General features: G+C 42.0%; 14 protein-coding genes. 3 read left to right on the top strand and 11 right to left on the bottom strand.

Translation table 11 applies throughout. The features are described from left to right. Nucleotides 1-268 precede the first annotated feature (268 nt). The 11 genes from fdx to prlC form a co-directional block, all read right to left on the bottom strand. On the bottom strand, nt 269-607 hold the full coding sequence (fdx, locus tag AN389_RS06705) for an ISC system 2Fe-2S type ferredoxin (protein WP_055017755.1): 339 nt from the start codon (nt 605-607) through the stop codon (nt 269-271). 10 nt (nt 608-617) lie between these two features. Further along, the gene (hscA, locus tag AN389_RS06710; protein ID WP_055017756.1) at nt 618-2480 is read right to left on the bottom strand and encodes a Fe-S protein assembly chaperone HscA; all 1863 of its coding nucleotides are present in this window, start codon (nt 2478-2480) and stop codon (nt 618-620) included. 41 nt (nt 2481-2521) lie between these two features. Beyond that, nucleotides 2522-3049: a co-chaperone HscB gene (hscB, locus tag AN389_RS06715; RefSeq protein ID WP_055016626.1), complete on the bottom strand. Its 528-nt coding sequence runs from the start codon at nt 3047-3049 to the stop codon at nt 2522-2524. 81 nt (nt 3050-3130) lie between these two features. Further along, on the bottom strand, nt 3131-3454 hold the full coding sequence (iscA, locus tag AN389_RS06720; RefSeq protein WP_004585773.1) for an iron-sulfur cluster assembly protein IscA: 324 nt from the start codon (nt 3452-3454) through the stop codon (nt 3131-3133). A 9-nt stretch (nt 3455-3463) separates the two neighbouring features. After that, nucleotides 3464-3847, bottom strand: coding sequence for a Fe-S cluster assembly scaffold IscU (gene iscU / locus AN389_RS06725; RefSeq protein ID WP_055016627.1), 384 nt, complete (start codon nt 3845-3847; stop codon nt 3464-3466). A gap of 42 nt (nt 3848-3889) precedes the next feature. Further along, nucleotides 3890-5107 carry an IscS subfamily cysteine desulfurase gene (locus AN389_RS06730; RefSeq protein WP_055016628.1) on the bottom strand — a complete coding sequence of 406 codons (1218 nt, stop codon included), beginning with the start codon at nt 5105-5107 and terminating at the stop codon, nt 3890-3892. A 24-nt stretch (nt 5108-5131) separates the two neighbouring features. Beyond that, nucleotides 5132-5623 (bottom strand): Fe-S cluster assembly transcriptional regulator IscR, encoded by a 492-nt coding sequence (gene iscR, locus AN389_RS06735; protein WP_055016629.1) that lies wholly within the window; start codon nt 5621-5623, stop codon nt 5132-5134. Between the two features lie 219 nt (nt 5624-5842). Continuing rightward, the gene (gene trmJ / locus AN389_RS06740) at nt 5843-6571 is read right to left on the bottom strand and encodes a tRNA (cytosine(32)/uridine(32)-2'-O)-methyltransferase TrmJ (protein ID WP_055019494.1); all 729 of its coding nucleotides are present in this window, start codon (nt 6569-6571) and stop codon (nt 5843-5845) included. Between the two features lie 100 nt (nt 6572-6671). Next, the gene (locus AN389_RS06745; RefSeq protein ID WP_055014635.1) at nt 6672-7427 is read right to left on the bottom strand and encodes a class I SAM-dependent methyltransferase; all 756 of its coding nucleotides are present in this window, start codon (nt 7425-7427) and stop codon (nt 6672-6674) included. A gap of 50 nt (nt 7428-7477) precedes the next feature. Then, nucleotides 7478-8659, bottom strand: a complete 1182-nt coding sequence (locus tag AN389_RS06750; RefSeq protein WP_055014634.1) for a PleD family two-component system response regulator — start codon at nt 8657-8659, stop codon at nt 7478-7480. A gap of 131 nt (nt 8660-8790) precedes the next feature. After that, entirely contained in the window at nt 8791-10842 is a 2052-nt protein-coding gene (gene prlC, locus AN389_RS06755) for an oligopeptidase A (RefSeq protein ID WP_055017757.1), read from the bottom strand. A gap of 225 nt (nt 10843-11067) precedes the next feature. Here prlC and gorA point away from each other — a divergent pair, with 225 nt between their 5' ends. The 3 genes from gorA (at nt 11068) to AN389_RS06770 (ending at nt 14420) form a co-directional block, all read left to right on the top strand. Further along, complete coding sequence (gene gorA / locus AN389_RS06760) at nt 11068-12429, top strand: glutathione-disulfide reductase (protein ID WP_055017758.1); 1362 nt, start codon at nt 11068-11070, stop codon at nt 12427-12429. A gap of 267 nt (nt 12430-12696) precedes the next feature. Next, nucleotides 12697-13326, top strand: coding sequence for a hypothetical protein (locus AN389_RS06765; protein ID WP_055017799.1), 630 nt, complete (start codon nt 12697-12699; stop codon nt 13324-13326). Nucleotides 13327-13583: 257 nt separating this feature from the next. Next, nucleotides 13584-14420 carry a mechanosensitive ion channel family protein gene (locus AN389_RS06770; RefSeq protein WP_055017759.1) on the top strand — a complete coding sequence of 279 codons (837 nt, stop codon included), beginning with the start codon at nt 13584-13586 and terminating at the stop codon, nt 14418-14420. Nucleotides 14421-14457: the final 37 nt, after the last annotated feature.

The following is a 14457-nucleotide window of genomic DNA, read 5'->3' on the forward strand; positions in this document are numbered from 1 at the left end:
TATCAGCTATCAGCTATCAGCTATCAGCTATCAGCTATCAGCTATCAGCTATCAGCTATCAGCTATCAGCTATCAGCTATCAGCTATCAAAAGCTTAAAAAAATCGAGAAATGAATGTAAAGCTACTTCAGTTTATTAACACAAATAACTGAACCTTCATCTTGATCAGCTAAAAACTGACGGCTGAAAGCTGAAAGCGCTAAAACAAAAAACCGCTGTAGAGACCAAGCAACTACAGCGGTTTTTATGAAATCAAAGCCGTTTAGAATTAATGCTCTTCATTAACGATATTGAGATTGTACTTTGGTATTTCAACCACTAAGTCTTCATCTCTAATAACTGCTTGGCATCCTAAGCGTGATTCTGGCTCTAAGCCCCATGCTTTATCTAACATGTCGTCTTCTAGCTCGTCGCTTTCATCTAGTGAGTCAAAGCCTTCGCGAATTACTAAGTGGCACGTGGTACATGCACACGATTTTTCACATGCATGGGGAATACTAATGCCATTTTTAAGGGCCACATCAAGGACTGTTTCGCCCTGTGGCGCTTCTAGTGCTGCACCGTCAGGACATAATTCCGGATGGGGAAGAAAAATAATTTGTGGCATTCTAACCTCTTTAAACGTTGTCTACTGACTGCCCTGTAAGGGCTTTTTTAATTGATGCATCCATTCTGCGCGAGGCAAAATCGCTGCTAGCGTTATCTACTTTTTCAATTGCGGCTTTAATATCACTTGGTTGTGTCGCTGTTTCGCGCACCTTAGCAAGCTCGCTTATTTCAGCTCTTAAATTTGCAAGCTGAATATCATCAAGCAAATCACCATCCGTCGCAAGTGATGCTTCTAGCGCTTCTATAACACGAAGAGCTTCAACTTGCTGCTCTTTAAGCATGCGTGCTTGCATATCGTCTTTAGCATTGCTCATTGACTCTTTTAGCATGTTAGCCACTTGGTCATCAGATAAGCCAAACGAAGGTTTAACTTGTATTTCAGCTTGCACACCTGTTGATTTTTCCATTGCTGATACACTCAGCAAGCCATCGGCATCCACTTTAAAGGTAACACGAATATGTGCAGCACCTGCAGCCATAGCCGGTATGCCTTTTAAACTAAATTTAGCGAGCGAGCGGCAATCGTCAACCAGTTCGCGTTCACCTTGAAGTACGTGTAAAGACATAGCTGTTTGGCCATCTTTAAACGTAGTAAATTCTTGTGCTCGAGCCACAGGAATAGTGGTATTACGCGGAATTATTTTTTCAACTAACCCACCCATCGTTTCAAGTCCAAGCGACAGTGGCAATACATCAAGTAATAGCATGTCAGAATCAGGCTTGTTGCCCACTAATACATCAGCTTGTAATGCGGCACCTAATGCCACAACGCGATCAGGGTCGATAGATGTAAGCGGTTCTTTTTCAAAAAAGCTTTCCACTTGGCTGCGAACCAGTGGCATACGTGTTGAGCCACCTACCATTACAACCTGCAGCACTTCTTCGTTTTCAATGCCAGCATCTTTTACCGCACGGCGACACGAACGAAGCGTTTTTTTAACAAGCGGCATAGCCAACTCGTCAAAAGTCTCGCGTGTAACTTCTACGGTGTGTTTTTGCTCGTCAAATTCAAGTACTACATTCACTTTTGCGTACTGGCTCAGTGCTTCTTTACAGGCTTTTGCTTTATTTATAAATAAGCGCAGCACAGAAGGCGATAATGTAGAAATACCGGTTTGCTGCTTAAAGTAGTCCACCAATAACGCATCGAAATCATCACCGCCTAAGCTTGAGTCACCGCCGGTAGCCATTACTTCAAACACACCTTGGTGCAAACGAAGTATTGAAATATCAAAGGTGCCTCCACCTAAATCATAAACAGCGATAATGCCTTCTTGGCCTGAATCTAAACCATAGGCAACTGCCGCAGCGGTTGGCTCGTTTAATAAGCGCAATACGTTAATGCCCGCAAGCTCGGCTGCATCTTTAGTGCTTTGACGTTGTGCATCATCAAAGTAAGCCGGTACGGTTATGACAGCACCTAAAATGTCTTGGTTACCAAAACTTTGCTCTGCACGTGCTTTTAATGCTGATAAAATATGGCTAGAAGCTGTTACAGGGCTTATTTTTCCAGCTTCTGTTTGAATAGCTAGTGAACCGTTGTCTTCACAAAATTGATAAGGTAGCTGGCCATAACTTTGTTCAATTTCAGCTTGGGTTTTACCTAAAAAACGTTTAACTGAAATTAGGGTGTTTGCTGGGTCTTGTGTTGCTGCTTGTGCAGCTTCAGTACCGACTGTTATACCACCGGCTTGATAGCGTACAACCGATGGCAGCATGGCAGCACCAAGCTCATCTGTTAATGTACGGGCTTCGCCACTTTGTACCGTTGCTACCAATGAATTTGTGGTGCCTAGGTCAATTCCTATAGCTAATTTATGTTCATGTGGTGCCGCGCTCTGCCCCGGCTCAGCAATTTGCAATAATGCCATAATGCTCTTTTAACTCGTGTTGCTCGCTTTACAGCAAGTAATTAATCGTCAAATAAACTGTCTTCAATGCGCTCAAGCTCGTCTTTCAGTTTATATACAAACTTTAATTTGCGAATATTATCAGCAGCTTGTTGATATTGCGCCTCATCGTTACTTGCAAGTTGCTCGGCAAGTTCATTACTGTACTGGGCTTTTAATTGTTTTATTTGTGATTCAAAATTAGCAATTGCGGTATCAGGGTCACTCGCCGATGCAAGCTCTTCAAGCTCTTCACGCAGCTCCATTTGCTGCATTAAAAACATTGGATCTTGCAGTGTTTGCTGCTCTGCACGAATATCAACACCTAACTCACTTAGCATATATTCGGCCCGTTTAACTGGGTGCTTAAGTGTTTGTAGGGCATCGTTAATTTCAGCCGTGCTTTGTACAGCCATCAACTTATCGCGACTACTCGCATTAGCCTGACGATCAGGGTGCACTGCGCGTTGCAGCTCAAGGTAGTGCTTATTTATTGTGGCCATGTCGATATTATAATCAACAGGTATCGCAAATAACTCAAAATAACGCATAACTTCAACCAATATAATTCACAAATAATAAAGCCCTACAATTACTGGCAGGGCTTATAAATACTACAAAGGTAGTTGAGCTTAAACGGTAAAACTTTCGCCACAACCACACTCATCGGCTTGGTTAGGGTTATTAAATTTAAACCCTTCATTTAAACCTTCTTTGGTGTAGTCAAGCTCTGTGCCATCGATATAAACCAAGCTTTTAGCATCCACAATTAATGTAACGCCTTTAGCTTTAAAGGTTTCATCGTCTTCGTTTAGCTCATCAACAAACTCAAGTACATAAGCAAGACCTGAACAGCCCGTCGTTTTAATGCCAACGCGCAGGCCTAAACCCTTACCGCGGTTTGCTAAAAATGATTGTACGCGGTTTGCTGCCGCATCTGTCAATGTCACTGCCATGAGTATCTCTTACTTCGCTTGTTTGCTTTTGTAATCAGCAATTGCTGCTTGAATTGCATCTTCAGCTAAAATTGAACAGTGAATTTTCACTGGTGGTAATTCAAGCTCTGCACTGATATCAGTGTTTTTAATGGTTGCTGCTTCGTCTAGTGTTTTACCTTTCACCCACTCTGTTACCAGTGACGATGAAGCAATTGCACTACCACAACCGTATGTTTTAAATTTAGCATCTTCAATAACGCCTTCAGACGATACTTTAATTTGCAATTTCATTACGTCACCACATGCTGGTGCGCCAACCATACCCGTTGCCACTGACGGATCGTTTTTGTCAAGAACGCCCACGTTACGTGGGTTTTCTACGTGGTCGATTACTTTATCACTATAAGCCATAATTCTATCCTCATTACCTGCTACGGTAGATGCTCACACGTATTAGTGGTGAGCCCATTCAACTGAATCTAAATCAATACCTTCTTGATGCATTTCCCACAAAGGAGACATCTCGCGTAGGCGACCGATAGAGTTTTTAATTAATTCAACGGTGTAATCAATTTCTTCTTCGGTAGTGAAACGACCAATACTGAAGCGAATTGAACTGTGTGCTAGTTCGTCGTTGCGACCAAGTGCGCGCAATACATATGAAGGCTCTAAACTTGCTGATGTACACGCAGAACCAGACGATACCGCTATATCTTTTACTGCCATAAGTAGCGACTCACCTTCAACAAAGTTAAAGCTGATATTCACAATACCTGGAACAGATTGGTCTTGTGCGCCGTTAAAGTATACTTCGTCCATATCAGCCATAATGCCATCAATTAGGCGCTTACGTAATGCACTGATATGTGCGTGATCTTTTTCAAAATCTTGCTTAGCAATTCTAAATGCTGCACCCATACCTACTAGCTGATGCGTTGCAAGTGTACCTGAACGCATACCACGTTCGTGACCGCCACCGTGCATTTGCGCTTCTAAGCGAGCACGTGGTTTACGACGCACATAAAGTGCACCAATACCTTTAGGACCGTATACTTTGTGAGCAGAGAACGACATAAAGTCAACTTTAAGTTGTTGCACATCGATTAGTACTTTACCTGCGCTTTGTGCTGCGTCTACGTGGAACATTATCTTACGTTCACGACACATTTCACCAATGGTGTTAATGTCTTGAATTACACCTAGCTCGTTATTTACGTGCATAATGCTTACAAGTACAGTGTCTTCACGCATTGTTTCTTCAAGCTTTTTAAGATCTAGTAGGCCGTTCTCTTCAACGTCCATGTAGGTTACTTCAAAGCCTTGACGCTCGAGCTCACGACACGTGTCGATTACTGCTTTGTGCTCAGTTTTAGCGGTAATAACGTGCTTACCTTTCTTTTTGTAAAACTGCGCTGCACCTTTAATTGCAAGGTTATTTGATTCTGTAGCGCCCGAGGTGAAAACAATTTCACGTGGGTCGGCATTAATTAAATCGGCAATGTCAGTACGCGCTTGGTCAACTACTTCTTCAGCTTGCCAACCAAAACGGTGCGAACGTGACGCAGGATTACCAAAATTACCGTCCATTGTCAGGCATTGCATCATTTCTTTTGCAACACGCTCATCAACAGGCGTGGTCGCTGCGTAATCTAAATAAATCGGTAACTTCATTTCTCTCTCCGCTGCAGGTCAACTTTATAGTTGACAGCTTACTTGAATGTTTTCCAACTGCTTAATTGCATTATTGATGCTGTTATCTTGGCGAGATGCAATTTCTTTTACATCTGACTTTTCCACCAATTCAGCTAAGGTAATATTATTTAAAAACTCTTCGATGCGTGCGCTTAAATCAGACCATAAGCTGTGAGTTAAACACCGCATACCACTTTGACACCCGGTATCGGCACCTTGGCAGCGTGTTGCATCTACCGATTCGTCTACAGCGCTAATAACGTCGCCAACAGAGATAACCGTGGCTTCTCGACCTAGCAAATACCCCCCGCCAGGACCACGAACCGAGCTCACTAGGCCATTCTTACGTAAACGGGCAAATAATTGCTCAAGGTAAGACAAAGAAATTTCTTGTCTTTGTGAAATATCAGCAAGGGCTACAGGGCCTACACTCGCATGTAGTGCAACATCCAGCATAGCTGTTACGGCATATCTGCCTTTTGATGTTAACTTCATAACGCCCCCCGCACAAAAGAGTGCAAATTTTAATTACCAGAGTAAAATAGTCAAGTATTATCACTTGATAAAAATTTGATTAAGAACCTTGTTCTATTAACAAATTTTTAATACTTGACCTTTTTGGTCAAGTATTAGGTGTATTGTAATTACCTGAGTGTTTTAGTCAAGTATTAGCTCGTTATTTACCCGCAGGTTTTTATAACCAAATGCTATACCTTACTTAGGAATAGATTTATTAATTGAGGTAAGAATACCGCGCAGTATGTTTAGCTCAGCCTCTTCTGGGCGAGCTCGGTTAAACAAACGACGTAGCTTAGTCATCACTAAACCTGGGTGCTGCTTAATAATAAAACCAGTGTTATCAAGCGTCTGTTCTAAATGCTCGTAAAATAACTCTGTTTGTTTTGAACTAGGATAAGCAGTCTCATCGTCTGCTTGCTCTGCCTTTGGCTGCTGATTTAAAAACGCCATACGCGTTTCGTAGCTTAGTGTTTGCACGGCCATAGCTAAATTAAGCGAGCTATATTCAGGATTTGCAGGAATGCATACATGGTAGTTACACAGTTGTAGCTCTTCGTTGGTCAATCCGCTATTTTCACGACCAAATACAAGTGCTACTGGGCCATTCGCCGCCTCAGCAACTAGCTTTTCACCGCACTCACGCGGCTCGACCATAGGCCAAGACAACGTGCGCGAGCGTGCGCTTGTGCCAATTGTTAATGCACAATCGGCAATGGCATCAGCCACGGTATCAACAATAACCGCATTGCCTAATACATCGGTAGCACCGGCTGCAAGCGCGCTTGCATGGCTATCTACTTCACAAGCAGGGTCTACTAAATAAAGCTTTGATAAGCCCATGGTTTTCATGGCGCGGGCCACCGAACCAATGTTGCCAGAGTGTGAGGTGTTAACTAAAACGATGCGAATATCATCTAAGATCATTGCTGTGCTACTTTTCTATGCCAAAAAATTGTGCGAATTCTAACATAAAACAGCAATAAGATCCTAGATCCTTAAAGCCCGATCAACACGCTAAATGCCGTTAAACCATGGCCGCTTTTACATACACATCAAAACGGTTCTTTTTTGTTTTAATTTGCATGCTGGGTGTTTTGTCATTTAAAAATGGGGCGTAATCGGGGCGCTTTACAACAACACGCTTACTAGCAAGTGGATAGGCAAAATCAAGTAGATCATCTGCGTCGGTGTCTGCGCCAACAAGCTCTTGAAATACGCGCATTTCTTTTTTAACTAGCGCTGATTTTTCACGGTGTGGAAACATAGGATCTAAATACACTACATCGGGCATGCTCTCGCATTGCTCTAACAATGTATGGCTTGAGCCAAACACTAAGCTCATATTTTGCTGCATCCAAGGGCCAATTTCAGCGTCGTCGTAGGCACGTTTTAAGCCATCAAACAATAAAGCAGCTACCACAGGGTGACGCTCGTGCAGTATTACTTTGCAACCAAGAGAGGCCAGCACAAAGCCATCTCGTCCAAGGCCTGCGGTGGCATCAAGTACAACAGGCGTTGCGCCTTTATTTAGGCCCACCGCTTTAGCTATAGATTGCCCTTTTCCGCCACCAAATTTTCGCCTGTGCGCCACAGCCCCCGTTACAAAGTCTACGTTTATAGCGCCGAGCTTAGGTTCATCAGTTTTTAGTAGGTTTAGGCCTGTTTCGTCAAAATATAGGCTAAAACCGCTACAACTTTGCGCCCATTGGGTTAAGTTAAAGCGCGTTTCTAGCTCATTTAAATACGGGCGACACTCTTTAAAAGCACACTGAATAACCACTACACTCTCCGACGAAAAATTTCGGCTGCAGTATAACAAGCGTTAACGCACTAAAATAGCTCTATATCGCTTTGATGCGCAAGACTATGTGAGCTGGCCTCTTCTACTTTACTACGCAGGTTACACAATAATTCGTTGCGGCTCTCGGTCACTTGTTTAAGCTGGTATTTTATAAACGCTAGATCACTATTTGCGGTTACTAACAGCTGCATCGTTTCGTCTAATTGAGACATGTATAAGGTTAAATCTGCAGGGTTTGCCTGTGCTTGTGTTTGTTTAATAGCGCAGTTTAGTTCATGCAGCTGCTCTATAAACTGCCTGGTGTAGTCATTTTGTACAACATTTTGGCTGGTAAGTTGCTTTACGATATCTTGCAAAGCAGTGCTAATTTGAGTGGCTTGCTCAAAGCTATTTTCGTTTCTTTCCATAGCAACGACCTTTTCGTTTGTCACCTCGAGTATGTGCGGGAATAAGTCTTTATAGCGGCCGTATAAAGCACGATTATCAGCCGGCATATTTTTAATTAATAAAGATATTTTGGGGTAGTTAATAATGGTGCTACTACCAATATCAACAAATCGATTAGCATTGCGATGCTGCTCTAAAAGCTCTTGCTCGAGTGGGCATACACCACTTTCTAAACTATAAAAATAGCTTCCCCCTTGATACCAAAATACAATGACCACATCTAAATTAAACGGGGTAAAAAAAGCAAGTAAGTGCTCGCTTAATGACTGAAAGTTATGACAGTGATAGCTTTGCCCTACAAACCTTACTATACGGCCCATGTCTCCCGATTCAGCTAAGGCCATTGCCGCTGTGTTTTGTGCTTTAGCGACATCATGTTTAAGTTTTACGCATTGCTGTCGGTACTCATAAAGCACTTTAATACGCGCCATAAGTTCTTCTGTATTAAAGGGTTTGATGATGTAGTCAGACGCGCCTACACTGTAGCCTTTTACTCTATCGTTAAGCTCCACCTTAGAGGACAAAAACATAATAGGTATATCGTGTGTTGACTCATCTGCTTTTAATGCTTGGCAAATTTCATAGCCTGATTTACCGGGCATTTCTATATCGAGTAAAACGATGTCGGGCGTGTGCTTTTTGGCTAGCTTAAATCCTTGTTCACCATCTTTAGCGTGAATAAGCTTACAAAAGCCTGCTAAAGCCTCTTCAATAATTCGATGAACATACAAATCGTCATCAATTGTCAGTACCAACTTGGCCATGCCCTAGTCCATTTTGCTATGTATATACAAAGCATAGTACGGGTGCTTAAAATTACTAAAAACAATTGTCCAATATATTAAAAAATATAAAAAAAGCGCCATATAGGCGCTTTATAAGGTTAACTAATTGTTTATGCAGCTATACCACTGTGACGCAGTAACGCATCAACGTTTGGCTCGCGCCCGCGGAACTTTTTAAATAACGCCATAGGCTCTTCACTGCCGCCTTTTTCTAAAATATTTTCTAAGAAGGCTTTGCCTGTCTCGGCATTAAAAATACCGTCTTCTTCAAATTTAGAAAATGCATCTGCAGAGAGTACTTCAGCCCACTTGTACGAGTAATAACCAGCACTGTAGCCGCCTGCAAAAATATGACTAAAGCCATGTTGAAAACGGTTGAATTCAGGCGGATTAACAACCGATGTACGGCTGCGAACGTCGTTTAAAATCGCTTGAATTTGGCACGCCTGATTTGCTTGGTAGTCGTGGTGAATTTTAAAATCGAACAATGAAAACTCAATTTGACGCAGCATTTGCATACCCGAATTATAGTTTTTAGCAGCCAGTAGTTTATCAAGTAATTCTTTTGGTAATGGCTCACCGGTTTCAAAGTGGCCTGAAATAAAGCTCAGTGCTTGTTCGTCGTAACACCAGTTTTCTAAAAATTGGCTTGGTAGCTCAACGGCATCCCATGCAACGCCGTTGATACCCGCAACAGGCGCGGCATCAACTTGGGTAAGCATGTGATGAATACCGTGGCCAAATTCGTGGAATAATGTGGTTACTTCATCATGTGTAAATAGCGCCGGTTTATCACCGACTGCTTTGTTAAAGTTACACACTAAATACGCCACTGGCGTTTGTAGCTCACCACTGGCTCGCACTTTGCGGCCCATGCAGTCGTCCATCCAAGCGCCGCCGCGTTTGCGTTCGCGTGCATATAAATCAAGGTAAAAACGACCGCGCAATGTATTGCTGCTATCAAAAATTTCAAAAAAGCGCACATCGCTATGGTAAGTGTCAAAATCGCTGACTTCTTTTACCTGAATACCAAAAAGGCGATTAACGGTTTCAAATAAACCACTCAGCACTTTGTCCGCAGGGAAGTAAGGGCGTAATACTTCATCTGAAATGGCGTATTTTTCTTGCTTAAGCTTTTCGCTGTAGTAACCAAAATCCCATGCTTCTAGTTCAGCTATACCATGCCTTTTCTCAGCATAGGCTTTTAACTCTGCTACTTCTTGCTCTGCTTGAGGTTTAGACTTAGCTGCTAAATCTTCTAAAAAAGAGAAAACTTGCGCAGGCGATTCTGCCATTTTAGTTGCTAATGATTTTTCAGCATAGTTATTAAACCCTAACAGCTGCGCTAGTTCATGGCGCAGCGCAAGCTCTTCTTTCATAATGTCTGAGTTATCAAACTCACCTGCATTAGGGCCTTGATCCGAAGCGCGCGTACAAAACGCCGTGTAGGTTTCTTTTCGTAGTTCACGATCATCTGCATAGGTCATTACCGGTAAGTAAGACGGAAAATCAAGCGTAAATACCCAGCCATCTAAACCTTTGCTTTTAGCTGTTTCGCTGGCAAGCGCCAAGGCCGACTCTGGCAAGCCTGCCAATTGGCTTTCATCGGTAATATGCTTATGCCATGCAAGCGTAGCATCCATTACATTATTACCAAATTTAGAGGCCAGTTCAGATAAACGCGTGCTAATTTCGCCGTAACGCTTTTTGTCATCTGCTGATAGGGCAATGCCTGAGAGTTTAAAATCACGTAGGGCGTTGGTAATGGTTTTTTGCTGTGCAGTGCTCAGTGTTTTAAATTCATCGCTGTTATAAAGTGTGTTATACGCATCGTACAGACCTTGATGCTGCCCTACAAACGTTGAGTACTCAGATATAAGTGGTAAACATTGCTCGTAGGCTTCACGTAATTCATCGTTATTCATGACTGAATTTAGGTGCGATACCGGTGAGAACATACGCGAGAGTTTATCGTCCGCTTCTTCAAGGGGTAATACTAAATCGTTCCATGTAAACGAGCCTTTCGCTAGCACCTCATCTATAGCTTTACGACATTGCTCTATACCGTGCTTTAGTGCCGGTACTACGTACGCTGGCTTTATTTTTGAAAACGGGGGTAAGCCTTCTAGGCCAATGAGTGGATTTGTTTGTGCTTCGCTCATGAATTTTCTCAATTTAAATGACTATGAATTTGAAGTTGGGGCAAAACGATGAAATACAAGCCTCCATTAATGGGTCTAATATAGCTTAGAATGAAACTGATCCGCATAATAAACAATTTCGTTTGTTGTATTTATCAGCTTTTTAGCGCGCCGCGCTGGGTGACTTGCACTTAGCATATGCTATCATCGGCACATTATAGTTAAATATTTTTTTGAGGATAAAACATGGCTCAGCATTTTGATTACATTGCGATTGGTGGTGGTAGTGGTGGTATTGCCTCTGCTAACCGTGCGGCAATGCGTGGCGCTAAAGTAGCACTTATCGAAGCAAAACATATGGGCGGCACCTGTGTTAATGTAGGTTGTGTGCCTAAAAAAGTAATGTGGCATGGCGCACAAGTTGCTGAAGCAATTAATTTATATGCACCTGATTACGGTTTTAACGTAGAAGTAAAAGACTTTAACTGGGGCAAACTCGTTGAAAGCCGCGAAGCCTACATTGGTCGCATTCATAAAGGGTACGACAACGGTTTAGCTAACAATGGCGTAACCGTAATTAACGGGTTTGCTAAATTTGTTGATAGCAAAACCGTAGAAGTAAACGGCGAGCATTACACGGCTGATCATATTTTGATTGCAGTAGGTGGCCGTCCTCACACACCTAATATACCCGGTGCAGAATACGGCATAGACTCAAATGGCTTTTTTGAATTAACAGAGCAACCTAAACGAGTTGCAGTTATTGGCGCAGGCTACATTGCTGTAGAGCTTGCCGGTGTATTGCATGGTCTGGGCACTGAAACCCATTTATTTGTACGTAAACATGCGCCACTTCGTAATTTTGATACGCTACTGGTTGATACCCTTGTAGAGATCATGAAAAAAGAAGGCCCGACACTGCATACTGAGTGCTCGCCTAAAGAAGTGGTTAAAGAAAGTGATGGTAGCTTAACCATACATTTTGAAAATGGTTACAGCCAAAACGTTGACCAAGTAATTTGGGCTATTGGCCGTGAGCCAAGCACTGATGTTATTAACATTGCAGCAGCAGGGGTTGAGCTAAATAGCTCTGGTTATGTAAAAGTAGATGAATATCAAAACACCAATGTACCTGGTATTTATGCTGTAGGCGATATTATTGAACACGGTATTGAACTTACACCTGTCGCTGTTAAAGCCGGCCGTACCCTATCAGAGCGCTTATTTAATAAAGATCTCCCTGATGATTTAAAAATGGATTACAGCCTTGTACCTACCGTGGTATTTAGCCATCCACCTATTGGCACTATTGGTGAAACCGAGCAAGAAGCCATTGCTCGCCACGGCGAAGAAAACGTGAAAGTGTACAAGTCGGGCTTTGCCGCTATGTACACAGCTGTTACGCAACATCGCCAACCGTGTGCAATGAAGCTGGTATGTGTAGGCCCTGAAGAAAAAGTTGTTGGCTTACACGGCATTGGCTTTGCTGTTGATGAGATGATTCAAGGCTTTGCAGTAGCAATGAAAATGGGCGCAACTAAAGCTGATTTTGATGCCGTGGTTGCGCTGCATCCGACAGGCTCTGAAGAGTTTGTAACAATGCGCTAGGCATATCCGGCCTATAACATTAAATGCCCTTACTCTGTTTGCGTAAGGGCTTTTTTATACTTGCATGCTTATACGTATATTGATCAATTAATCAACTCATAGCGTTACAAATAACACATCATAAATACACAAAACAAACATCCAACCCATTAATTTAACAGTAAAAAATTTAGACAGATAAATAACGTAAAAGTTTCGAGAATGCTTTGGCTTTTGTCCATTTTTGCAATTAAACTGCCGCGCATTGTTCTCAAATTAGGTTTTTATATGTTCTTATTGCGATCGTTTATTTACTTACTATGCTTAGCAGGTGTGGCTTTTTTAATTCAACTTGAAGGCTTTGATTTACAGCAAAACGCACTTTACAGTGAAGAAACCCTAACCGAACACATGCAAGATATTTTAACCTTGTTGAGTTGCCTGCTTTTCTTCTACGCCTCACGCATTCACTCTGAGCTTAAAATAGCCGCTTTGTTACTGGCTGCATTATCAGCTGCTATGTTTGTCAGAGAATTTGATACTTACCTAGATATGTATGTGTTTGATGGCGCGTGGCAAACTATCGTGTACACGCTGTTAGGGGGCGTAATATTCTATTTAAAAACCCAGCGAGGCTTTATCTACCGCTCCTTAAAAGCTTATGCGCAAACACCGAGCTATGGTATTTGCCTATCTGGCTTAGTGACCTTACTCGCATTTTCGAGAATGATGGGTAAGGGCGAGTTTTGGCACTCAGTGATGGGAGAACACTACGTTCGGGTGGTTAAAAACATTATTGAGGAAGGCATAGAAACCCTAGGATATACACTTATTTTTATCGCTGCTATTGAGCTTGTATTGTTTTGCCTAAAACACGCTAAACACGCGCAGGTCTCTATTACACAGCAAACAGCCTAGCTGCTAAGTATTAGCAACTAAATTAAATATTTAGTCATTTAGGCGTGCTAAATAAAGCGCTAACGGCATTATAAGTATCTTAAGTAGAGTAACTACATATTAAAATTTATGCCTGTTATCACGCTATTTGCCTGCTGCTATAAATGACTCATAACCTAACACAATTGGTATACGTTATTTTATGTAGGTTAAATTTGCTAATTGGATTGATTACTCAATATACTTAGCGTGCATATCCCTTCTCCTATTTGGACGTTATGATTAAAGACATACTCATGCACCCTTTTTTAGTGTCGCTATTCGTGCTTGCCATTGCCTTCGTACTTAAAGTACTGGTTGATAAACTGGCAAGAAACCGCGCTGAAAAAAAAGAAAAAGATATTCGTTACATCACTCATAATATTAAGCACTTTATTAATTTTGTTATGGTGTTGTCGCTGCTATTTGTATGGTCGACCGAAATACAAAATTTTGCGCTGTCTATTGCTGCGTTTGCGGTGGCTATAGTGCTTGCAACTCGCGAGTTTATACAGTGCGTTATCGGCTTTTTTTACCTTGTTACGACGCGCCCATTTAGAGTGGGTGACTGGATACAAGTAGGTGATTACTTTGGCGAAGTGGCCGAGACTGATTGGATAAAAACCACCTTACATGAAATTGATATTCACACTTATCAATTTTCACGTAAAACTATATACATCCCCAACAACAAGCTTATTACCAGCTCTATAATAAATTTAAACTTTGTAAAACGTTTTGCCACCCATCACTTTGCAATAGTAAGAAGAGAAAGTTTTAACCCTTACCCTATTCACGCACCACTCACCGAAAAAGCGAAGCAATACTGTGAAGAGTTTGAAGAAGTAGCAAGCCGTTACAACTCAATGATAGAGCGTAAGTTAGATGCTAAAATTTCAGGACCTGAACCTGTAATACATTTTAGCACTACAGAGCTTGGGGAGTTTAAAGCAAACTTTACGCTATTTTGCCCAACTAATAAGGCCCTTGAGATTGAGCATAAGTTAACTGAGAGCTTTATGGATTTGTGGTACGAAGAAGCGAAGAAAAATAAAGAAGATCAAAGCGAGACGTAAACCTCGCATTGCTAACCTATAAAGCGCGAATTGCTTC

Origin of the sequence: Pseudoalteromonas sp. P1-7a, assembly GCF_001401855.1 — a bacterium.
Taxonomy (GTDB): Bacteria; Pseudomonadota; Gammaproteobacteria; order Enterobacterales; family Alteromonadaceae; genus Pseudoalteromonas.

Bases quoted from the DNA above. Each gene is read 5' to 3' on its own strand.
- fdx (WP_055017755.1), bottom strand. From the start codon at position 607: ATGCCACAAATTATTTTTCTTCCCCATCCGGAATTATGTCCTGACGGT.
- hscA (WP_055017756.1), bottom strand. From the start codon at position 2,480: ATGGCATTATTGCAAATTGCTGAGCCGGGGCAGAGCGCGGCACCACAT.
- hscB (WP_055016626.1), bottom strand. From the start codon at position 3,049: ATGCGTTATTTTGAGTTATTTGCGATACCTGTTGATTATAATATCGAC.
- iscA (WP_004585773.1), bottom strand. From the start codon at position 3,454: ATGGCAGTGACATTGACAGATGCGGCAGCAAACCGCGTACAATCATTT.
- iscU (WP_055016627.1), bottom strand. From the start codon at position 3,847: ATGGCTTATAGTGATAAAGTAATCGACCACGTAGAAAACCCACGTAAC.
- AN389_RS06730 (WP_055016628.1), bottom strand. From the start codon at position 5,107: ATGAAGTTACCGATTTATTTAGATTACGCAGCGACCACGCCTGTTGAT.
- iscR (WP_055016629.1), bottom strand. From the start codon at position 5,623: ATGAAGTTAACATCAAAAGGCAGATATGCCGTAACAGCTATGCTGGAT.
- trmJ (WP_055019494.1), bottom strand. From the start codon at position 6,571: ATGATCTTAGATGATATTCGCATCGTTTTAGTTAACACCTCACACTCT.
- AN389_RS06750 (WP_055014634.1), bottom strand. From the start codon at position 8,659: ATGGCCAAGTTGGTACTGACAATTGATGACGATTTGTATGTTCATCGA.
- prlC (WP_055017757.1), bottom strand. From the start codon at position 10,842: ATGAGCGAAGCACAAACAAATCCACTCATTGGCCTAGAAGGCTTACCC.
- gorA (WP_055017758.1), top strand. From the start codon at position 11,068: ATGGCTCAGCATTTTGATTACATTGCGATTGGTGGTGGTAGTGGTGGT.
- AN389_RS06765 (WP_055017799.1), top strand. From the start codon at position 12,697: ATGTTCTTATTGCGATCGTTTATTTACTTACTATGCTTAGCAGGTGTG.
- AN389_RS06770 (WP_055017759.1), top strand. From the start codon at position 13,584: ATGATTAAAGACATACTCATGCACCCTTTTTTAGTGTCGCTATTCGTG.